At 42.3% G+C, this 19,486-nt stretch carries 21 protein-coding genes; 4 read left to right on the forward strand and 17 right to left on the reverse strand.

What is annotated here, in order from left to right:
• Positions 1-34 precede the first annotated feature (34 nt).
• Positions 35-526 (reverse strand): GNAT family N-acetyltransferase, encoded by a 492-nt coding sequence (locus tag RBATCC27255_RS07505; RefSeq protein WP_341458201.1) that lies wholly within the window; start codon positions 524-526, stop codon positions 35-37.
• 379 nt (positions 527-905) lie between these two features.
• Here RBATCC27255_RS07505 and RBATCC27255_RS07510 point away from each other — a divergent pair, with 379 nt between their 5' ends.
• The 3 genes from RBATCC27255_RS07510 to RBATCC27255_RS07520 all read left to right on the forward strand — a co-directional run bounded on the left by RBATCC27255_RS07510 (position 906) and on the right by RBATCC27255_RS07520 (position 5,758).
• Positions 906-1,448: a TIGR01440 family protein gene (locus RBATCC27255_RS07510; RefSeq protein WP_101029416.1), complete on the forward strand. Its 543-nt coding sequence runs from the start codon at positions 906-908 to the stop codon at positions 1,446-1,448.
• A gap of 183 nt (positions 1,449-1,631) precedes the next feature.
• Complete coding sequence (locus RBATCC27255_RS07515; RefSeq protein ID WP_169923297.1) at positions 1,632-4,346, forward strand: CDP-glycerol glycerophosphotransferase family protein; 2,715 nt, start codon at positions 1,632-1,634, stop codon at positions 4,344-4,346.
• 302 nt (positions 4,347-4,648) lie between these two features.
• Positions 4,649-5,758 (forward strand): acyltransferase, encoded by a 1,110-nt coding sequence (locus tag RBATCC27255_RS07520; protein WP_101029418.1) that lies wholly within the window; start codon positions 4,649-4,651, stop codon positions 5,756-5,758.
• A gap of 241 nt (positions 5,759-5,999) precedes the next feature.
• Here RBATCC27255_RS07520 and RBATCC27255_RS07525 read toward each other — a convergent pair whose 3' ends face one another.
• The 14 genes from RBATCC27255_RS07525 to RBATCC27255_RS07590 form a co-directional block, all read right to left on the reverse strand.
• Positions 6,000-6,383, reverse strand: a complete 384-nt coding sequence (locus RBATCC27255_RS07525; RefSeq protein ID WP_101029419.1) for a hypothetical protein — start codon at positions 6,381-6,383, stop codon at positions 6,000-6,002.
• Between the two features lie 16 nt (positions 6,384-6,399).
• Complete coding sequence (locus tag RBATCC27255_RS07530; protein ID WP_101029420.1) at positions 6,400-6,600, reverse strand: TM2 domain-containing protein; 201 nt, start codon at positions 6,598-6,600, stop codon at positions 6,400-6,402.
• Positions 6,601-6,771: 171 nt separating this feature from the next.
• Complete coding sequence (locus RBATCC27255_RS07535; RefSeq protein WP_101029421.1) at positions 6,772-8,460, reverse strand: sulfate adenylyltransferase subunit 1; 1,689 nt, start codon at positions 8,458-8,460, stop codon at positions 6,772-6,774.
• Positions 8,460-9,359, reverse strand: coding sequence for a sulfate adenylyltransferase subunit CysD (gene cysD / locus RBATCC27255_RS07540; protein WP_101029422.1), 900 nt, complete (start codon positions 9,357-9,359; stop codon positions 8,460-8,462). The genes RBATCC27255_RS07535 and cysD overlap by 1 nt, the downstream gene beginning before the upstream one ends.
• 41 nt (positions 9,360-9,400) lie before the next feature.
• Positions 9,401-9,715: a 4Fe-4S dicluster domain-containing protein gene (locus tag RBATCC27255_RS07545; protein WP_101029423.1), complete on the reverse strand. Its 315-nt coding sequence runs from the start codon at positions 9,713-9,715 to the stop codon at positions 9,401-9,403.
• The gene (locus tag RBATCC27255_RS07550) at positions 9,699-11,381 is read right to left on the reverse strand and encodes an adenylyl-sulfate reductase subunit alpha (protein ID WP_101029424.1); all 1,683 of its coding nucleotides are present in this window, start codon (positions 11,379-11,381) and stop codon (positions 9,699-9,701) included. The genes RBATCC27255_RS07545 and RBATCC27255_RS07550 overlap by 17 nt, the downstream gene beginning before the upstream one ends.
• A gap of 20 nt (positions 11,382-11,401) precedes the next feature.
• Positions 11,402-12,313: a thioredoxin-disulfide reductase gene (trxB, locus tag RBATCC27255_RS07555; RefSeq protein ID WP_101029425.1), complete on the reverse strand. Its 912-nt coding sequence runs from the start codon at positions 12,311-12,313 to the stop codon at positions 11,402-11,404.
• A gap of 12 nt (positions 12,314-12,325) precedes the next feature.
• Positions 12,326-12,736, reverse strand: a complete 411-nt coding sequence (locus RBATCC27255_RS07560) for a M67 family metallopeptidase (protein ID WP_101029426.1) — start codon at positions 12,734-12,736, stop codon at positions 12,326-12,328.
• Positions 12,733-13,545, reverse strand: a complete 813-nt coding sequence (gene thiF, locus RBATCC27255_RS07565; protein WP_101029427.1) for a thiazole biosynthesis adenylyltransferase ThiF — start codon at positions 13,543-13,545, stop codon at positions 12,733-12,735. Before thiF ends, RBATCC27255_RS07560 begins: the two co-directional genes overlap by 4 nt.
• Positions 13,545-13,751, reverse strand: coding sequence for a sulfur carrier protein ThiS (gene thiS / locus RBATCC27255_RS07570; protein WP_015523488.1), 207 nt, complete (start codon positions 13,749-13,751; stop codon positions 13,545-13,547). The genes thiF and thiS overlap by 1 nt, the downstream gene beginning before the upstream one ends.
• A 5-nt stretch (positions 13,752-13,756) precedes the next feature.
• Complete coding sequence (gene trxA / locus RBATCC27255_RS07575; RefSeq protein ID WP_101029428.1) at positions 13,757-14,080, reverse strand: thioredoxin; 324 nt, start codon at positions 14,078-14,080, stop codon at positions 13,757-13,759.
• Positions 14,081-14,326, reverse strand: coding sequence for a sulfurtransferase TusA family protein (locus tag RBATCC27255_RS07580; protein WP_101029429.1), 246 nt, complete (start codon positions 14,324-14,326; stop codon positions 14,081-14,083).
• Complete coding sequence (locus RBATCC27255_RS07585; RefSeq protein WP_101029430.1) at positions 14,319-15,179, reverse strand: 4Fe-4S binding protein; 861 nt, start codon at positions 15,177-15,179, stop codon at positions 14,319-14,321. Before RBATCC27255_RS07585 ends, RBATCC27255_RS07580 begins: the two co-directional genes overlap by 8 nt.
• 5 nt (positions 15,180-15,184) lie before the next feature.
• Positions 15,185-16,432, reverse strand: coding sequence for an O-acetylhomoserine aminocarboxypropyltransferase/cysteine synthase family protein (locus tag RBATCC27255_RS07590; RefSeq protein WP_101029431.1), 1,248 nt, complete (start codon positions 16,430-16,432; stop codon positions 15,185-15,187).
• Positions 16,433-16,724: 292 nt separating this feature from the next.
• Between RBATCC27255_RS07590 and RBATCC27255_RS07595 the strand changes: the two genes are divergently transcribed.
• Complete coding sequence (locus RBATCC27255_RS07595; RefSeq protein ID WP_169923298.1) at positions 16,725-17,177, forward strand: RrF2 family transcriptional regulator; 453 nt, start codon at positions 16,725-16,727, stop codon at positions 17,175-17,177.
• A gap of 61 nt (positions 17,178-17,238) precedes the next feature.
• On the opposite strand, the gene hemL is transcribed toward RBATCC27255_RS07595, so the two are convergent.
• Both hemL and hemB read right to left on the reverse strand, forming a co-directional pair.
• Entirely contained in the window at positions 17,239-18,501 is a 1,263-nt protein-coding gene (gene hemL / locus RBATCC27255_RS07600) for a glutamate-1-semialdehyde 2,1-aminomutase (protein ID WP_101029433.1), read from the reverse strand.
• Between the two features lie 12 nt (positions 18,502-18,513).
• Positions 18,514-19,485 carry a porphobilinogen synthase gene (gene hemB, locus RBATCC27255_RS07605; protein WP_101029434.1) on the reverse strand — a complete coding sequence of 324 codons (972 nt, stop codon included), beginning with the start codon at positions 19,483-19,485 and terminating at the stop codon, positions 18,514-18,516.
• Position 19,486: the final 1 nt, after the last annotated feature.

The following is a 19,486-nucleotide window of genomic DNA, read 5'->3' on the forward strand; positions in this document are numbered from 1 at the left end:
CAATCGAGCGGTCATAATTTTTTGTATATTTCTTTTAAAGAATTGTTTCCATGCCGATTTTTTGAACTTTAAAACCGATATGCTCATAAAATTTTATTGCATTATCATTGCCTGCCCACACATTGAGCGTAACATTATAGCAACCGCTGTTCTTTGCAAAATCAATAACATAATTATACAGCTTTGTGCCGATATGCGTTCCCCTTGAATCCTCGTCAACACACAAATCGTCAATGTACAGGGTTTTTATATCCGTGACCGATTTATTTTCAAGGTCTTGCTTAAAAATGCAAAAGGCATATCCTTTTACTTTTCCGTTAATTTCTGCAACAAAAATCGGCTTTTGCTCATCAACAATTATTCGCTCAAGCTCTTCATCGGTATATTTCTTCTCGCCGACTGTAAAAAGGTCGGGGCGGATATCGCTGTGAACCTTGTGAACCTCAAAAAGGAGCCTGTCAATCTGCGGTATGTCTGCAAATTTTGCCCGTCTTATTGTTACTTCACACATAATTTCATCTTCCAATCATATAAAAAAGTACCTTATACAATTTCGTTTTGCCGAAATCTTTAACATCTATTTTACCACATAAAAAAATCAATGTAAACAAAGTAAAAAGGCTTGCGGCAAAAATTGACCGCAAACCTTTTCGGAAGTAAGTATGAACGAAAGTAATTATCAGTTTTATGTGGTTATATAAGGTTCTTGTAAAGCTCTGCAATTTCTTCAACACTTGCAGAACAAATCTGTTGATTTTATTGTACACTCATATGCCTAAAATTTCAAGGACTATTTTAACATTTTTGTGTCTTTCGCTGTCATTTGCGTTAAAAACTTGTACTTTGCAAAAAGAATGGTATAATATAATCAGAATAAAATTTACATAACCAAGGAGTTGACATATATGTATGAAGAAATTTATACTCAGGCAAAACAGGCTTGTAATGAGCTTTGCGATGCTGCCAAGCTTAAAGAGGGCAGTATTGTTGTAATCGGCTGTTCTTCAAGCGAGGTTGCAGGCGGAACTATCGGACACAATTCAAGTCTTGAAACCGCTCAGGCTGTTTTCAAGGGTATTTACGAAGTGCTTTGTGAAAGAAAAATTTACCTTGCCGCACAATGCTGTGAACACCTCAACCGTGCAATAATCGTTGAGCGTGAGGCTGTTCCGAACGCTGAAATCGTGAATGTTGTTCCTCAGCCAAAGGCAGGCGGTTCGTTTGCCACAACTGCGTACAGAACCTTCAAAGATCCCGTTGCGCTTGAAGAAATCAAGGCTGACGCAGGTCTTGACATCGGCGGAACACTTATCGGTATGCACCTTAAAAGAGTTGCCGTGCCGGTAAGACTCGGTATTGACCGTATCGGACAGGCAATTCTGCTTGCGGCAAGAACCCGTCCTAAATTCATCGGCGGTTGCCGTGCCGTATATGATGACAGGCTTTAATTTAATACAACTTTTTACAAGCGTCAGTTTTACGGCTGCCGCTTGTTTTTTATGCTGTTTTTTTAAAATTTCAACATATTACCGCCCGTTCCATAAATTTGCGACATACAATATCAAAGAAAAGTTTGCATTTTTCACTAACTGTGGTATAATTTAATGAGATTATTTTTATCTGGAGGTACTATGAGCGGTATAATTGTTTCTGTTATTGTTCCCTTTCTTGAAAGCAATAACAAGTTGATAGATACTCTGTCTTCAATTTCCGACCAAAAAAATATTAGTCAGGATAATATTGAAGTGCTTATTGTTGACGCTACCGAAAATACTGCAAGCAAAGGTACAATTGCAAATATGCCGATGTGCAAGGTAATTCATGCGAAAGCGGTTGAATGCTTTGCTGACGCCTGCAACCTTGCTGCGTCAAAAGCAACAGGCAAATATATCACGGTGTGCAATTGCGGTGACACTTTCAGCGATAACTATTTTGAAAGCTGCATTAAGGTGTTCGACAAAAATGAAAAAATTCCTTTTGTTGCCGGTCACAGATTTTGCGTAAACCCTGTTTTCAGAGAGAAAAAGGAATTTAGACTTAACAAAGGTCAGATTGAATCAAGCGTTGTCAGCCTTTTTGATAATCCCAACCTCATCAATCTTGAGCTTACGGGTACTTTTTACAGAGCTGAAATTTTCAAATCATACAAAATGAACAACAAGCTCAAGTACGAAAGTGCAGACGATTTTGCACTCAGAATTCAGCTTGATTATCCGGAGTATGTATATCTTGATGAGATTGAATTTGACTACTTTATGCCTGTAAGCGATGACTTCATGTACTATGTTCCTACAAACTATAAGGACTGGTACACAGATTCGCTTAACAACTTTTTGAAGCCTCTCATCAATGACAGCAAGGACAGGGACGGAAATATTCCGCTGTTTATTCAGTTCTATATTGTTTTCAACATTTCAACAAAGTTTCTTGCAAATATGAATAACCGTAACAAGCATAATATGAACGATGAGGAGCTTGCGGTATTCCTTGAAACGGCAAGAGAATGTTTCAATTTTGCAAATGACGGTTTTGTTCTCAACAAAGACAAATACCGTTCTCTCGGCTACAGTGAAGAAGCTGCCGAGATGTTCTATATGATAAAGCACAACTGTAGTTTTAAGGATATGCCATTTGAATATTCCGAGGGCAAAAAAGAGGTCTATCTCAACTGCAATAATGTTTTTGTTTCAAAGCTCACAGATCAAAGAGTCGGTATGCATGTTATGGACTACCGTAACGGCAGACTTGTTATTGACGGCTCGTTCAGACAGGTTTTTGATCTTGATGATTTTGAGCTTTATGTTCAGTTTAACGACAAAAGACAGATTCTTACAAACACGGATCGCTACTCCTTAACAAAATACTTCGGTATCAGTGCTTACAAAAAATTTACATTTCACCTTGAGCTTGAGCTTGACCCGGAAAATCCGCAGCAGACTGTGGCATTCTTTGCAAGATACAAGGATTCGATTATTCCGCTCAAGCTTTCATTCCTGCACCATTGGTCTAAGTTTACAATCAAGCCAAAGAACTCCTACTGGAGATTCAACAAGTATGTTGCCTATATTGACAATTCAAGCACAATTGTAATCTGCCACGCATCTGCTATGGATACATTCAAGAGAGAACTCAAATTCCTCCCCTATGTTTTCAAGGAGAGTAAACGCAGCTTCATTACAAGAATTCAGTATTGGCTTACAAGACCTTTCTTCAAGAACAAGAAAATCTGGCTCATGTACGATAAGCTGTACAAGGGCGGTGACAGCTGTGAGTATCTTTACAGATATTGTGCAGACAAAAAGGACAGCATTTCAAGATACTACATCATTGACAAGAACACCTCCGACTATAAGCGACTTAAGGCTGACGGACTCAAGCCTGTCAAGAACCGTTCATTCAAGCACAAAATGCTGTTCTTGAATACAGATATTGCGCTCATAACAAACTCAAATGTATTCCCGTTCAACGGCTACAGTATGGACCGTTCAAGATTCATCAGAGGCTTGTGCAACTTCCCGTCAATGTGCCTACAGCACGGACTTTCGGTTCAAAAGTGTGCAATGGCTCAGCAGAGAATTGTTGACAACACACAGATGTACTTCCTTGCGTCAAAGTATGAGTACAAAAACCTGAGCAACCACGTTTACAACTATCAGGATTTTGACATTCTCAAGATGACAGGCATCGGCAGATATGACGGACTTATCAATAACGATAAAAAGCAGATTCTCCTCTCGCCCACATGGCGTATGTACAACGCAATGCCTGTAACAACAAGTGAGGGCGAACAGAGAGCCTACAATCCCGAATTTAAGCACACAACCTACTACAAAATCTATAACGACCTTATCAACAATAAAAAGTTGATTGACACGGCAAAGCGTACAGGCTACAAGATTAAGTATGTTCTTCACCCGATTTTGAGTTCACAGGTCAACGATTTTATCCCTGACCCGTATGTTGAGGTTGTTTCATCGGTCGGTGATTTCAACTACGAAACAGCCTTTCAGGAATCAAGCCTTATGGTAACGGACTATTCGGGCGTTCAGTTTGACTTTGCTTATATGAAGAAACCGCTTGTATATTTTCATCCGTCACAGCTTCCCGCACACTATGATGACGGCGGATTCTTCTATGATACAATGGGATTCGGTGAAATCTGTACCGAAAGCGATCAGCTGGTTGACCTGCTCTGCGAATATATGGAAAACGGCTGTAAAATGAAACCTAAGTATGTTGAAAGAGTTGAAGATTTTTATCAGTTTGACGATCATAACAACTGTGAAAGAATTTACAACGAAATCATCAAGTATCAGCAACAGGTTAATAAAGACAAATTAAAATAACATTTAAGCGGTCGGCTTTTGAGTTGGCCGCTTTGTTTTGCTCTTATTCGTCAAAGACGATATATCTTTTTCATTTTTTGAACATATGTACAAATTTTGTATATATTGTTTAAAAAAGACTCGTTTTTCTTTTGAAATACTACACTGCATAAATTGTTACCGTAATCAAATTGTGATATAATGGATACTTGGATTAACATTGCGTATTTAGCAAAAATTGTTATAAAAGGCAAAATCCGGTCAGAAACCGACAGGTCAAAATGCCCTGTATTTCAGGATTTCCTTTTACGGAGGTTTAAAAAATGAGCAAGACCAAACGACAGTCCGGCATTGAATTGCTGAGAATTATTGTGATGATACAGATAATTTTTCTGCACGCTTATCAGTACGGATTACTTCATAATGCTTCAAAGGCTGCAGGCGATATTGACGGTACATTGGTAACATTTATATGGTCGTTCTGCAGAGCGCCTGTTGATGTGTTTATTATGATAAGCGGATATTTTATGATAACATCGCAGTTTGATATAAAAAAGACCATACGGCGCAGCGGAAAAATCTACGGTGCAATGATTTTTTACTCGATTGTGCTTTCGATAATTTTCTTCATAAGCGATCCGTCACTCATAAATATAAATTCCGTTATAAGTGCGTTCACTCCGCTAATGTCACGAACTTGGTATTTTCTGAGCAATTATTTGATTATTCTTCTGCTCAGCCCGTTCCTCAACAAAATGCTTGCGTCACTCTCAAAAAAACATTACCTCTACTTTATGGGAATTGTTTTTGTGGTAGTAAGCCTATGGTCAACGCTTGCGGAAATTGACGGAGTAAGTAACGTTATCAGCGTCAACAAAGTACTTGATCCCTATATGGGCAAGAGTCTTGGCGGATTCCTTTTGATGTACATAATCGGCGGTTATCTGAGGTTGTTTGTAAAGCAACAACCGCTTGAGAAAAGAAAACTTAATTTCAAATATCTCGGCATTTTCGCCGCTCTTTGTGTATCGGACTTTGTGCTGGCTTCTGTTTTTCCGCAGTACAAGCCGGCATTCGGTATGTTCAACAACCCGCTTGTCCTCGCCGAATCGGCAATGCTGATTCTCTTTTTCAGAGATTTCAATTTCAGCTCAAAATTTGTCAATACAGTAGCCGGCACAACACTCGGTGTATACGCTATCCACGAAAATCCGTATGTTCGTGATTGTCTGTGGCATGTCGCAAACTTCAGCAATAAGCACCTCTATGATACCCTGATTTATATTCCGATTGTAATTATAACAGTCATTTTAATATTCGCAGGTTGCAGCATAATCGAGCTTTTAAGACTTAAACTCTTCGAATTTGTCGGCAATAAAATCAACGCCCGCAAAACGGTAACATCAGTCACCCCCAATCAAAAGGCGAAATAAAAAAGGCACAGAACAATGTTCTGCACCATGGACTTGCGTGCGCACATAAAGCTTTGAATAATCCAGCCGAAAAAACGGCGGCAAAGACGGTAAAATTGAAACAAGCCTGTCAAAAAACAGGCTTGCAACAACCGCCGGATGGGCAGTCAATAAATTTAATCAGTTCTTTTTTGGAACAAACATTTTTGCTATATCAGTCTTTTCTTTTTGAGAAGGCTGATTTTTTATTGCAGAATTTATTTTACAGATTCATTTCCGAAAGCTCTTTTGCGGTTGCGTCAACGAGCTTTTCACACTTTTTTGTGTTTTCGCTGATCATTCCGCCAACGCTGAAAAGCCCGCCTGTGATTGAATCCAATGCCGCATTTTTGGCTACATTGTCCATACCCGCCTGAGTGGACTTTTGAATTGAGAATTTCTGTGTTTCCTTGCCAAAACCGCTTTTCATAATCCACACCTGATTTTGACTGTCAAGTGCGGGAAATGTTATTACGGTAGCCATTCCGTGCTTTGTAAGCGAGGGAACTCCTGCCGAAAAATTCTTATCCTTAATTGCCTCATACAGGCTTTCAATCGAATAAGTATTCTTTGTTTTAATATTTTTTACTTTTACACCAAATGCCACAGTGAATACCTCTCAATCAGTTATTACCCCAAACATTGCCGTCCTTGTCCGTGAACTTGCCTGTGAGAACCATAATAAAGTCAACAAGCCAACCGATTCCGAAAACACCGCAAGTTAAAAGCCAGATGATACCTGTTCCGATTTTGCCTGTCATAAATCTGTGAACACCGAGTTCACCAAGGAAAAATGTGATCAATACTGCCGCTGTTTTGCTCATTTGTAAGCACTCCTTTAAATTTTATTTGTGTAAGTACACTATACAGAATAAAAATTATAAATGCAACAATTTGGCAGTAATGTCAGTTTTTCGGCAAGAAAGTCATAAAAACACAAAGAACATTGCCAAATGACAATGCCCTCTGCGAATGAGTTAAAATGAATAAACCTGTTATCTGTTTTGAATTGCAATTTTTCTGTAGGTATCGAACTTAACCCACTTTGCAAAGAAATCCGCATCGTTGATGCTTTTAAGATTTGAATACTCGGAAAGAAACTGCTGAATTTTTTCGTTGCTGTCGGCGAGAACCTCGAAGCCTCTGCCGTTTACAACAGGAACACCGCCGTAGCTGTACTCCGATGTCGGAACGATATCGGTAATCTTGCGGTCACGAACCTTTACGGCAACGCTGTCACGAAGAACTATAATATCAAAGCTGTCGGGATACTTATAGCTTTCGCCCTCAACAGGGATTGTGTCCCCCTTTGTATAGGTTTCCTTAACAGGCTGATATTTGAGAACATTAAGGCTTGAAGTGTCATAGAAAAACTCTTCAAAAATGTCACCTCTTGCCTCAAGTGAGCCGAGTACGAATGACGCCTTTTTTGCATCATCGGCTTTTTCTTCAACCGAATCAACAACACCGCAGGCTGATGTCATATTTGACACACGGTCAATCAAAATAAGCTCACCGAGTGTTTTATGCTTTGAGAAAAGGTCAACCGCAATCGGCTCCGCAAGCAGAATTGTGCAGACTGCGATTCCGTTCTTTGTGAGTGAATCGGCAGGAATATGCTCGCCTGTGTTCACATCAACAGCGTACTTGATTTCTGAAACGATACCCGAAATAGTCTTTGTGCCGAGCTTTACAAGGTAATCCTTGCCGGCTGTAAGCTGTTCGTCATCCATCCAGAGAATTGACGCTGTAAGCTCCTGATAAGACGCAAGATTTGTGTCCTTTGTAATTACACAACCACGGGATACATCAACTTCCTTGTCAAGTGTGATTGTAACGGGCTGTCCCTTGAAAGCAGTTTTAACATCCTTATCTGTCATAAGGATCTGCTTTATATGAGCCTTTTCATTGCTCGGGAGTGTTACGATTTCATCGCCTATGTTGATACTGCCCGACTCAATCTGTCCCTGAAAGCCTCTGAATGTGTGGTCGGGACGGCAAACTCTCTGAACAGGAAGATAGAATCCTTCTTCCTCCTCCGAGGAATCAACATCAACAGTTTCGAGATACTGAAGCAGAGGAACACCGTTGTACCACGGAATGTTTTCGGACTTTACGGTAACATTGTCGCCCTCTGTTGCGGAAAGCGGAATGATGTAGATATCGTCAAGTAAAAGCTCGTTTTTAAGTTCTTCAATCTGCTTTACGATTTCGTCAAAGCGTGACTTGCTGTACTTTACCAAATCCATCTTATTAACGGCAAAGACAAAATGTCTTATACCCATAAGCTTACAGATTCTTGCGTGTCGTCTTGTCTGAACAAGAACGCCCTGTGATGCGTCAATGAGGATAACTGCGAGGTCTGCAAAAGATGCGCCTACAGCCATGTTTCTTGTATATTCCTCGTGACCGGGTGTGTCGGCAACGATAAAACTGCGGTTGTCGGTTGTAAAGTAGCGATAAGCAACATCAATTGTGATGCCCTGCTCACGCTCAGCCATAAGACCGTCAAGCAAAAGCGAATAGTCAATGTCACCGCTGCGACTGCCGACCTTACTGTCAAGCTCAAGAGCCTTTTCCTGATCGGCATAAATAAGCTTGGCGTCATAAAGTATGTGGCCTATGAGTGTTGATTTACCGTCATCAACACTGCCGCAGGTAATAAATTTAAGTAAACCTTTCATCAGAAGTAACCCTCCCTTTTTCTGCGTTCCATACTGCCCTGTGCCTCGTTGTCAATTACTCTGGAGGTACGCTCCGAAGAAACGGAGCTGAGGGTTTCGTCAATAATTTCATCAAGAGTTGTTGCAGTTGACTCTATGCCGCCTGTAAGAGGATAACAGCCGAGTGTTCTGAAACGAACCGATTTCAATTCGGGTATTTCGCCCTCTTTGAGCGGAAAACGATCATCATCAACCATAATAATGTTGCCGTCACGGTAAACAACAGGTCTTTTTGCCGCAAAGTAAAGCGGAACGATGTCAATTTTTTCCCTTTGAATGTACTGCCATATGTCCTTTTCTGTCCAGTTGGAAATTGGGAACACACGAATGCTTTCGCCCTTATTGATTTTTGTGTTGTAAAGCTTCCACATCTCGGGGCGCTGGTTCTTAGGATCCCATGCCTGTGCTTTATTTCTGAAAGAGAAAATTCTTTCCTTGGCTCTTGATTTTTCCTCATCTCGTCTGCCGCCGCCGAATGCCGCAGTAAAGCCGTATTTGTTGAGAGCCTGTTTGAGAGCCTGTGTTTTCATAATATCTGTGTAAGCCGCACCGTGATCAAACGGGTTGATGCCTTTTTTAACACCTTCTTCATTGGTGTAAACGAGCATTTCAATTCCGAGCTTTTTTGCTGTGTCATCACGGAATTTTATCATATCCTTGAACTTCCATGTTGTGTCAATGTGGAGGAATGGGAACGGCGGTTTTTCGGGATAAAACGCCTTCATTGCAAGGTGGAGCATAACCGAGCTGTCCTTGCCTATTGAGTAGAGCATAACAGGCTTTTCGCACTCTGCCGCAACTTCTCTGATTATGTATATAGCTTCTGCTTCAAGCTCATCTAAATGTGAAAGCTGACTCATACCTTATCTCCTTTTCACGGAAATACTTACAAAGTGTTTCCTTAGTATTTGTTTGATTCTTTTTGATTTATATCAATCTTAATGACCTCGCCATGCGGTTTTTCAATTAACCACGAGAGGATATCTCCGTTCTTTTCGGTGTGAACCTTACTGCCCATACCGCCGATATCGGAACCGAGGAAAAAGCTGATTGCATATGCGGGACATTCTTTTATGCAGGAGGTGCAGCCCCAACAATCCTTGGGATATTTGATGTACGCTTTGCCGTTTTCGTCAGTCTTGATAAGACTTCCGGGGCAGACATTGCGACACCTTTTGCAGCCTATGCACTTGGACTTGTCAATTACTATGCTCATACTTTTCACCTCCCGTTACAAGGTCACGAATAATAATTTTTATCTCGCCGTTTTCAAGACGGGAATTAACATACTTGTTAAAGTTCCTGTCGTCCTTTTCGGGGTAGTCAAGGTTTTCGGCAAAGCTGTGCCAGCGTGTTTCCTTTCTCGCTCTGAGGTGAGCAATTACGCTTTTGCAGACCGTAAGCCTTTCTTTAAGCTCGCAGATATACATTAGCTCCTGAAAATCTTCTGCATAGAGGTCATCTGTGAGCGTTTCAAGCTGTCTGATTTTGCAGTCGGCAATGTCAAGCTGTTTTTTGTTGAAACGGTAGTTTGTTTTTATACCGCCTGCGTAGCTGTCCATAACCGTCTGCATTGCCTCTTCAAGCTGTTCCGTGGTGTAGAGTGAATGGCGGTCTGTGAGATATTTCTCGGTTTCCCTGAGGTGATAATTTGTATCTTCATCGCTGATTTTCTCAAAGCTTTCTTTGCTGTCAATATACTTAACCGCCGAAAGCCCTGCGATTTCACCCTCTGCAAGAGCACCCGTAACATACTTCTGCGGACAACCGCCTGCAACATCACCGCCTGCAAAAAGTCCTTCAATTGTGGTTGCACGGTCTGTGTCAACCCAGTAACCGCTTGCCGTGTGACCGCCTACGATGTACGGCTCTGTTCCCTCAATTTCAACATTCTGCCGTGAAGGATTTCTTCCGCTTTCAATCCACTTGATTGTCTGCGAAGGTGCCATATTGAGATAGGCTTTTAAAAGTGATTCGTCCTGCTCGGTTGTGATTCCCTCTGTTCTGAGGTAGCAGGGGCCTCTGCCCTCCTGATTTTCATTTACCGTACCGTAAACTCTTTCGGAAGTTGTAAGTCCGTACTTTGTTTCATAAACCTCGCCGAGTGAATTAATCTGCTTTGCACCTACACCCTGTGCAAGTGTTCCCGTGGGAGCGATTGTGTCCTTGCATCTGAGTGCGATAAAACGCATTTCAAAGGTTGTCATCTCTGCACCGGCTCTGATTCCCATTGCGTAGCCTGCACCTGTATTAAAGGGCGGATACCACATCTTGTGGCGGGAAAATCCGGGGTTGTTCGGCTTGTAAAGTCCTGCCGCACCGCCTGTGGCAATTATGACAGCCTTTGCTTCGATTGTGTAGAAAATTCCGCTTTCAATGCCGAATCCGAATGCACCGTTGATTTTGTTGTCCTTTACCGAGTAATCAAAAATATTAACACGGTTGAGAACCGTTACATTCTTTGCCTTTTCGACTGCGTCCGCAAGAATCGGCTTTATGTTTTCACCGTTGATTTTAAGGTTTCGGTTGCCTCGTGTAACATACTTTCCGTTCTCGTCCTTTAAAATTACAAGACCGAGTTTTTCAAGCCTGTCGGTTACTTCGTTGAGCTTTTCGGACATGGTAAGGAGCAAATCCTCTCTGACAATCCCGTCAGCGTCCTTTTTAGCGTAGTCAACATAGTCCTGCGGTTTTCTGCCCTCAACAATGTATGCGTTAAGAGCGTTTACACCTGCGGCAAGACAACCGCTTCTTTTGATGTGTGCTTTTTCACAGATAAGAACCTTTTTGTCCGAATTTTCGGAAATGGTCAGAGCCGCATAACAGCCTGCCGTTCCGCCACCTATAATGAGGACATCGGTGCTTATTTTTTCTGTTTTCATAGGATTTCACTCCCTTGCCGTTATTGTTTTTCGTCAAGATATTTTTCTGCCGAAATCACACAGTTTGCACCGTCCGACACGGCTGTAACGACCTGACGAAGTGCTTTTGTTCTGATGTCACCGCCTGCAAAAATACCGTCTGCGGAGGTTTTTCCGCTTTCATCGGCAATAATGTAACCGTCCTTGTCGGTTTTGACAAGATTTGCAAGAGGTTTTGTATCGGGAACACTTCCGACTGCAACGAAAACACCGTTGCAATCAAGCTGTTTTTCTTCTCCGTTTTGTAAAAGCGTGACCGAAGTCACCTTTGTATCTCCGTTAATTTCAGATACCGTTGCATTTGTAAGAGCTTCAATATTTTCCGTGGCAAACACCCTGTTCTGCAAGGCTCTGCCTGCTCTGAAGGAATCCCTTCTGTGAACGAGATAAACCTTTTTGCAGAATCTTGAAAGCAGAAGTGCTTCACCCAAAGCAGTGTCACCGCCGCCTGTTACCACGGTAATTTTATCCTTATAGAAAGCCGCATCACACACCGCACAATAAGAAACTCCGTTACCCGAAAATTCCTTTTCGCCTTTCACACCAAGCTTTCTGCGCTGTGTTCCTGCCGCATAGATTACGGTTTTTGTTTCAAGACTTTCACCGCCGTCAATGTTTACGGAGAAGTTACCGTTAACTCTTTCAACCTCGGTAACCTCTCCCTCAACAAATTCAGCACCGAGTTTTTCGGCGTGAGTTCTGAACTTTTCTCCGAGGTCAAAGCCTGTTTCACCGTAAAGCCCGGGGTAATTATCTACTCTCTCGCTCTCGGCAATCTGTCCCGTCCCCATAAATTCTTTTTCAACCACAACCGCTTTAAGGTTTTCACGCTGTGCATAAATTGCAGCTGAAAGTCCTGCGGGACCGCTGCCGATAATCACGATGTCGTACACAATCTCCCTCCTTTACTTTATAACAAGCTCTTCCTTTTCTGCTGTATCTCCCGTAATTTTGAATGAATTGAGAACGGGGTTTTCTCTGTCCATAAGCGAAAGAATCATATAGCTTGCCTTGCTGTCAAAGGCAAGTCTTTTGTCCTCTTCAGACGGTCTTGACGGCGATTCGGGATGTGAATGCCAGTTGCCGAGAGGAACAAATCCGTTCTTTCTCATATCTTTGATTGCCTCAAGCTGTTCCTTTGGATCAAGCGAAAAATGTTCGTTTGAGTGGTCGATATTTGTAAGGAGATAAACCCTTTTAATCTCCTTGTCACCGCCCTCAACCGTTCCTGCAATAAGACCGCAAGCCTCATCGGGAAGCTCCTTTACAGCGTGAGCAAGTATTTTTTCAAAGTCGCTTTTTGTAAGTTTTATCATAAATGAACACCGTCACATTCTGCCTGTTCGTAGTCGATAAGCTCTGTGATTGTCGGATGGTCACCGCAGACTGCGCAATTGTGTGTGTCACTCGGAAGTTTTACCTTGCGAAATTCCATTTTGAGTGCGTCATGTGTAAGAAGATAGCCCGTGAGCAACTCGCCCTGACCGATGATGTACTTGATTGCTTCCATTGCCTGTAGACTGCCGATTACACCGCCCATTGCACCGATAACACCTGCCTGCTTACAGGTTGGAACTGCGTCCTTTGGCGGAGGGTTCTTGAATACACAACGGTAACAAGGGCCTTCACCCGGCACATAGGTCATAAGCTGACCTTTAAATCTGATAATTCCGGCGTGTGAGAAAGGCTTTTTAGCCATTACACAGGCATCGTTGATAAGGAACTTTGCCGGAAAGTTATCCGTACCGTCAATGATGAAGTCATACTTCTTTACAAGGTCAAGAATGTTTTCGCTTGTAACAAATGTGTGGTATGTCTTTACGGTAACATCGGGGTTGATAGCCTCCATTGTTTCCTTTGCCGACTCAACCTTAGGCTTGCCGATATCCTGTGTTGAGTGGATAATCTGTCTTTGAAGATTTGAGAGATCCACCTCGTCTGCATCTGCAATTCCGATTGTACCTACACCTGCGGCGGCAAGATACATTGCGGCAGGAGCGCCGAGTCCGCCTGCACCGATAATGAGAACCTTTGCATTAAGGAGCTTTTTCTGTCCCTTTGCGCCGACCTCTTTAAGAATAATGTGTCTTGAATATCTTTCAAGCTGTTCGTTTGAAAATGCCATTACTGACCGCCTCCCATAAAGTAAAGGAACTCTACAACATCGCCGTCCTTTAAGGTTGTTTCTTCAAATGTACCGCTCTTAACAAATTCGTCATTGATTGTAACGGTTACATACTCGGGTGTTTCAACATTCTCGTCAATAATGAGCTGTGCTACCGTAAGATTGTCTGCAACTTCCTTTTTGTTTCCTGCAACTGTGATTGTCATAACGATTACTCCTTAATAAGTTTTTCTGTCACTTCGATTATTTCTGATTTTTTGACCGCACCTCTGAGCCTTTCTTTCTCTTCACCGTTTTTGAAAAAAACGAGTGTGGGTGCCGCCTGTACTTCATATTCCGATGCAAGCTCGGAATCAAAATTAACATTTATCTTTGCAATTTTCAGCTTGCCCTCATACTCTTTTTCAAGCTCAAAGAGTACGGGTGAAAGTCTTTTGCAAGGGATACAGCTGTCGGAATAAAAATCCGCAAGCACGAGTGTATCGGCTGAAAGAACTTCGCTATGAAAATTGTCTTTGCTTACTCTCTGCGGCATTTAATCACCAACCTTTTCAACAATCAGGTCATATGTGCCGTCCTCGTTGTCAATGAGCTTGAGAATTTTGTGTCCCTCTTCCTTGATACTTCTCGGAACATTCTGAACAGGCTCGCCGTTATTCATTTTTATTGAAAGAATCTGACCTTCGTCAAGTTCTTCAAGGGCAACCTTTGCCTTTACAAAAGTTGTCGGGCATACCACATCGGTAATATCTACTGTATCGTCAATTACAAAATCAGCCATTGTAAACCTCCAAAATTCTCTGTTCAAATTTTTCTCTGCCCACTCTGTCGATTGTAAACTTAAAGCGTTCGCTCGGCTTTGCGTTTTCTGCAAAGAAGTTAAGAGCGGCATCACAGATTTCCATAAGTTTTTCTTTATTTTCAATAAACGGAATAATTGTTTCGCCCTTGTTGATTGAGTTGCCGAAAAGTCCGCCGAATGAAACAATGTAACCGTGAATTGTGTCCCACGCATCTGTCGGGCAAGCCTTGAAGCATCTGCCGCAGTAGTTACACTTTGAATTGTCAACGGAAATTTTCCCGTCCTCAAGAGTGATTGCACCCTGACGGCAGGCCTTTACACAGACTCCGCAGCCGATACAAGCGTCCTCTTTCCATGAAACCTTGATTCCGCCCTTGATACCGACATCGTTTTCCTCGGCTTTAAGGCAGTTGTTCTGACAGCCTGTTATGCCGAACTTGAACTTGTGCGGAAGTTCCTTTGCAAAATATCTGTCGTCAAGCTCCTTTGCAAGAGCGTATGTATCAATACAACCACTTGGACAGATTGCCTCACCCTGACAGGCTGTAATTGTTCTTACTCTCGGACCGCAAACGCCCGGCTCAACATCGCCCTCGGCAAGCGCGTCCTTAACTGCCTCAACATCATCAAGCTTTACAAAAGGAATTTCAACACTTTGTCTTGATGTGAGGTGAACATAACCGTCACCGTAGTTTTCCGAAACCTCGGCAATTTTCGCAAGCTGTTTAGCTGTAAGGTTGCCGCCTACAACTCTGAGCCTGAGTGAAAAATTATTTTTCTGTTTTTGACGCATAAAGCCGCCCTTTTTAAGCGTAGCATAATCAACTGCCATTTCTCTTACTCCTCCGATTCATTCACATTTATACTGTCTACAGCCTGTTTGAAGTCAGACTTTAAATCCTCAATATCCTCAATGCCGACGCTGATTCTTATTGTATCATCAAACACGCCTGCGTTTCTTTTTTGTTCTTCTGTTCCGTGAGCGTAAATTGTGCTTGACGGATGAATTACAAGTGTTCTTGTGTCGCCTATATTTGTTGCATTTGTTGCATACTTCAAATTGTTGATAAGCTTAAACGCTCTTTCTTTACTTCCTGCCCTGATTGTGAGGATTGCACCGCCTTTTCCCTTCAACAGCTTTTGACAAAGGCTGTAATATGGAGAAGCTTCAAGAGCGGGATAGTTGACTTCGATTCCGTCCTGTGTTTCAAAGAACTTTGCAAGCTCAAGAGCGTTGTAACAAAGACGCTCCATACGAAGTCCGAGTGTTTCAAGTCCGACAGAGTTCATAAAAGCATTAAACGGTGCAAGGCAACAGCCTATGTTTCGCCAGATACCGTTTCTCAGCTTTGCAACATATGCAAGCCGACCGAATTTTTTGTACTCTGCAAGACCTTTGTATCTTTCCGTATTCCATTCAAAATTGCCGCTGTCAACGATTATTCCGCTGATTGAATTTCCGCCGCCGTTAATGTACTTTGACGAGGAATGAACAACGATGTCCGCACCGTGTTCAAACGGCTGAATAAGATACGGAGTTGCCGTTGTGCTGTCGATAATGAGCGGAACACCGTGTGAATGAACAAGCTCTGATACAGCGTCAAGATCGGCAATTTCAAGTCCGGGATTGCCGATAAGCTCGGCAAAGACTGCTTTTGTTTTTTCGTTTATGAGCGGTTCAATCTCTTCGGCTGTCACCTTGTTGACATATCGTGTAACAATTCCGAAAGGCTCAAGATCTCCAAACAAATCAATTGTTCCGCCAAAAAGACCTGTGCTTGCGATTACTTCGTCACCTGATTCAAGAATGTTCAGGAGTGCCATCGTAACGGCTGCCATACCTGACGAACACGCAACCGCACCGACACCGTTTTCAATGGAAGCAATTCTGTTCTCAAAAGATGTTACCGTGGGATTGCCTATTCGAGAGTAGGCGTAGCCGGGAGCTCTGTTATTGAACACCTTTTCAAGCTGTTCGGCAGAGCTGTGCGAAAATGCACTGACCTGATAAATGGGAGTTAAGGTTGAGCCAAAAACCTTTTCACCGTTAAACCCCTTGTGAAGTAATGCGGTGTTAAACTCCATAATATCACCAACCCCTTAATTTCATACAACCAACCCTTTTGTGTAAGACCGTCGTAAGAATTTGTCTGACGGCTTCGATTGATATAGGTAGATTATACTCCATTAATCATAGTATTTCAATAGGTTTAATAAGATTTTACCTCTTGCACAATTTTTCTTTAAAATTTGCCGTAATTCCATTATTTCCTACAATACATATTTGTTTAGTAGGTATTGATTTTTAAATTAAAAACTGTTACCATTATTATATACTCTTTCAGCAAACAAAACGCACGGAAAGGAGATGCTAAAATTGAAGATTTCAACAAAGGTGGAATTCGGAATCATCGCTGTTATTGACATTGCGTCACACTCACTAAACGGCAATGCGGTAACAACTCCCGAAATTGCCAAACGGCAAAATATATCTAAAAAGTATCTTGAACAGATTCTCTCGTCACTCAGCTCGGCAGGACTTGTGCGAGGTCAGAAGGGTTCAAACGGCGGTTATGTTATTACAAAAAGCCTTAAAGAGATTACATTCAAGGATATCATAAACGCACTTGACACAAATGTTCTGAGCAATGTTTATTTTAACACTCGGGGCGATGATGATGTTATGATAAGACTTATCGACAACAGTCTTTGGTCGAAGATGTCGTCATATCTTCAGGAATATGCCGAAAGCATTACACTTGCACAGCTTTGCGATGAGTATATCAAAAACAATGAAATTGAACACAACATTCCGATGTACTACATCTGATAGATTACAAACAAAAAGCCACCGATTTTTATGTCGGTGGCTTTTCTTATTTTATCGGATTTTATTTAAAGCTTTCAATAACCTGACAGGTTTTTTCAATGTCATCATCCGTGTGTGCAAATGAAACAAACATCGCCTCAAACTGTGACGGTGCGGCATAGATTCCGTTTTCAAGCAGATGATTGTAATACTCGGCATATCTCTTTGTGTCGGCTGTGGTTGCCGTGTCATAGTCAACAACCTTTTTGTCGGTAAAAAATGCCGTCATAATCGAACCCACACGGTTCACATTAAGTCCTGCATTCTTCATTGCATTTTCAATCTTTGCAGACTTGCGTTCAAGCTCGGGATATATCGAATCTTTATTTTTTTCAAGAATTTTAAGCGTTGCAATGCCTGCACTTACCGCTACCGGATTTCCCGAAAGTGTGCCTGCCTGATAAACAGAACCAAGAGGAGCAACACACTCCATAATCTCCTTTCGTCCTCCGTAAACTGCAAGCGGCATTCCGCCGCCGACAATTTTTCCGAGGGTTGTAAGGTCGGGTTTTACTCCGTAAAGCTTTTGAGCACCGCCGAGTGAAAGTCTGAAGCCTGTGATTACTTCATCGAAAATAAGAAGTGAACCGTGCTTTTCAGTGATTTCACGCAGGAATTTTAAAAATCCTTTTTTGGGCGGAACAACACCCATATTTGCGGCACAAGGCTCAACGATTACACAGGCAATTTCATCACCGCAGTTATCAAAAAGCTGTTGCACGGATTCTTCATCGTTATATTTTGCAAGGAGAGTTGTGTCTGTGTAGCCTTTCGGCACACCTGCGCTGTTCGGAATTGAATTTGTCAGAAGTCCCGAACCGCCCTTTACAAGCAAGCCGTCGGAATGGCCGTGGTAACAGCCCTCGAATTTTACAATTTTATCCCTTTTTGTAAAGCCTCTTGCGGCACGGATTGCACTCATAACCGCCTCTGTACCTGAATTTACAAGTCGGAGCATTTCAATTGACGGCATATTTTTGCGGATAAGCTCGGCAAGTTCAATTTCTCCGCTGTGGCACGCACCGAATGTAAGTCCGTTCTGACAGGCAGAAGTCACGGCCTTGACAACATCAGGCTGTTTGTGCCCGAGGATATTCGGTCCCCATGAGCAGATATAGTCAATGAACTCGTTTCCGTCAACATCATAAATTTTTGAACCCTCTGCACGGTCGATAAAAAGCGGAGTTCTTCCGACCGAACGGCACGCACGGACAGGACTGTTCACACCGCCGGGCATAAAGTCAAGCGCCTGTGCGTATAGCTTTTCGCTTTGAGTTATATTCATAAAAGCACTTCCCTATTTGTAAAATTCGTCAATCCATTTTGCAACATCAAGTGCGTGGTATGTGATTATGATATCCGCACCCGCCCTCTTGATTGCAATCATATTTTCGCACACAATTTTCTTTTCGTCAATCCAGCCTTTTTCGGCAGCCGCCTTGACCATTGCATATTCACCGCTTACATTATAGGCAACAAGCGGAAGGTCAAAGCGTTCGCTTGCGGCTTTTACGATATCGAGATATGCAAGTGCAGGCTTGACCATAACCATATCCGCACCCTCGTCAATATCATCTGCAATTTCACGCAGAGCCTCTTTGCCGTTTGCGTAATCCATCTGGTAGCTTTTTCTGTCGCCAAATTCGGGTGCAGATTCTGCGGCGTCACGGAACGGTGAATAGTAGCCTGAGGCAAATTTTGCACTGTATGACATAATCGGAGTGTTGATAAGTCCGTTTTCGTCAAGTGCGTTTCTGATTGCAGACACTCTGCCGTCCATCATATCCGAAGGAGCGATGATATCCGCACCTGCTTTTGCAAGGCTGACAGCCATTTTAGAGAGGAGCGGAAGTGTTTCGTCATTGAGAATTTCGTGACCGCAAACAACACCGCAATGACCGTGACTTGTGTATTCACAAAGGCAGACATCGGCAATAATAAGGAGTGACGGATAATTTTTCTTTATGTATCTGATTGCGTTCTGAGTTACACCGTTATCGTCATAGGCTGATGTTGCAAGCTCGTCTTTATGCTTTGGAATTCCGAAAATAAGAAGTCCTGCTATGCCGCTGTTTTCAATTTCTTTAAGAATCTCGTCTGCTCTGTCAAGCGAATATTGGTAGACATTCGGCATTGAATCAACAGGCTTTTTAATATTTTCACCCTCTGCAATAAAAATCGGGTAAATCAAATCGCCCTTGTCAATTCTTGTTTCACGAACAAGACTGCGAATCCGCTCGCCTGCTCTTAATCTTCTGAATCTTCTCATA

This window comes from Ruminococcus bromii (genome assembly GCF_002834225.1).
GTDB lineage: Bacteria > Bacillota > Clostridia > Oscillospirales > Acutalibacteraceae > Ruminococcoides > Ruminococcoides bromii.

Bases quoted from the DNA above. Each gene is read 5' to 3' on its own strand.
- RBATCC27255_RS07510 (WP_101029416.1), top strand. From the start codon at position 906: ATGTATGAAGAAATTTATACTCAGGCAAAACAGGCTTGTAATGAGCTT.
- RBATCC27255_RS07515 (WP_169923297.1), top strand. From the start codon at position 1,632: ATGAGCGGTATAATTGTTTCTGTTATTGTTCCCTTTCTTGAAAGCAAT.
- RBATCC27255_RS07520 (WP_101029418.1), top strand. From the start codon at position 4,649: ATGAGCAAGACCAAACGACAGTCCGGCATTGAATTGCTGAGAATTATT.
- RBATCC27255_RS07530 (WP_101029420.1), bottom strand. From the start codon at position 6,600: ATGAGCAAAACAGCGGCAGTATTGATCACATTTTTCCTTGGTGAACTC.
- RBATCC27255_RS07535 (WP_101029421.1), bottom strand. From the start codon at position 8,460: ATGAAAGGTTTACTTAAATTTATTACCTGCGGCAGTGTTGATGACGGT.
- cysD (WP_101029422.1), bottom strand. From the start codon at position 9,359: ATGAGTCAGCTTTCACATTTAGATGAGCTTGAAGCAGAAGCTATATAC.
- RBATCC27255_RS07545 (WP_101029423.1), bottom strand. From the start codon at position 9,715: ATGAGCATAGTAATTGACAAGTCCAAGTGCATAGGCTGCAAAAGGTGT.
- RBATCC27255_RS07550 (WP_101029424.1), bottom strand. From the start codon at position 11,381: ATGAAAACAGAAAAAATAAGCACCGATGTCCTCATTATAGGTGGCGGA.
- RBATCC27255_RS07560 (WP_101029426.1), bottom strand. From the start codon at position 12,736: ATGATAAAACTTACAAAAAGCGACTTTGAAAAAATACTTGCTCACGCT.
- thiF (WP_101029427.1), bottom strand. From the start codon at position 13,545: ATGGCATTTTCAAACGAACAGCTTGAAAGATATTCAAGACACATTATT.
- thiS (WP_015523488.1), bottom strand. From the start codon at position 13,751: ATGACAATCACAGTTGCAGGAAACAAAAAGGAAGTTGCAGACAATCTT.
- trxA (WP_101029428.1), bottom strand. From the start codon at position 14,080: ATGCCGCAGAGAGTAAGCAAAGACAATTTTCATAGCGAAGTTCTTTCA.
- RBATCC27255_RS07580 (WP_101029429.1), bottom strand. From the start codon at position 14,326: ATGGCTGATTTTGTAATTGACGATACAGTAGATATTACCGATGTGGTA.
- RBATCC27255_RS07585 (WP_101029430.1), bottom strand. From the start codon at position 15,179: ATGGCAGTTGATTATGCTACGCTTAAAAAGGGCGGCTTTATGCGTCAA.
- RBATCC27255_RS07590 (WP_101029431.1), bottom strand. From the start codon at position 16,432: ATGGAGTTTAACACCGCATTACTTCACAAGGGGTTTAACGGTGAAAAG.
- hemL (WP_101029433.1), bottom strand. From the start codon at position 18,501: ATGAATATAACTCAAAGCGAAAAGCTATACGCACAGGCGCTTGACTTT.
- hemB (WP_101029434.1), bottom strand. From the start codon at position 19,485: ATGAGAAGATTCAGAAGATTAAGAGCAGGCGAGCGGATTCGCAGTCTT.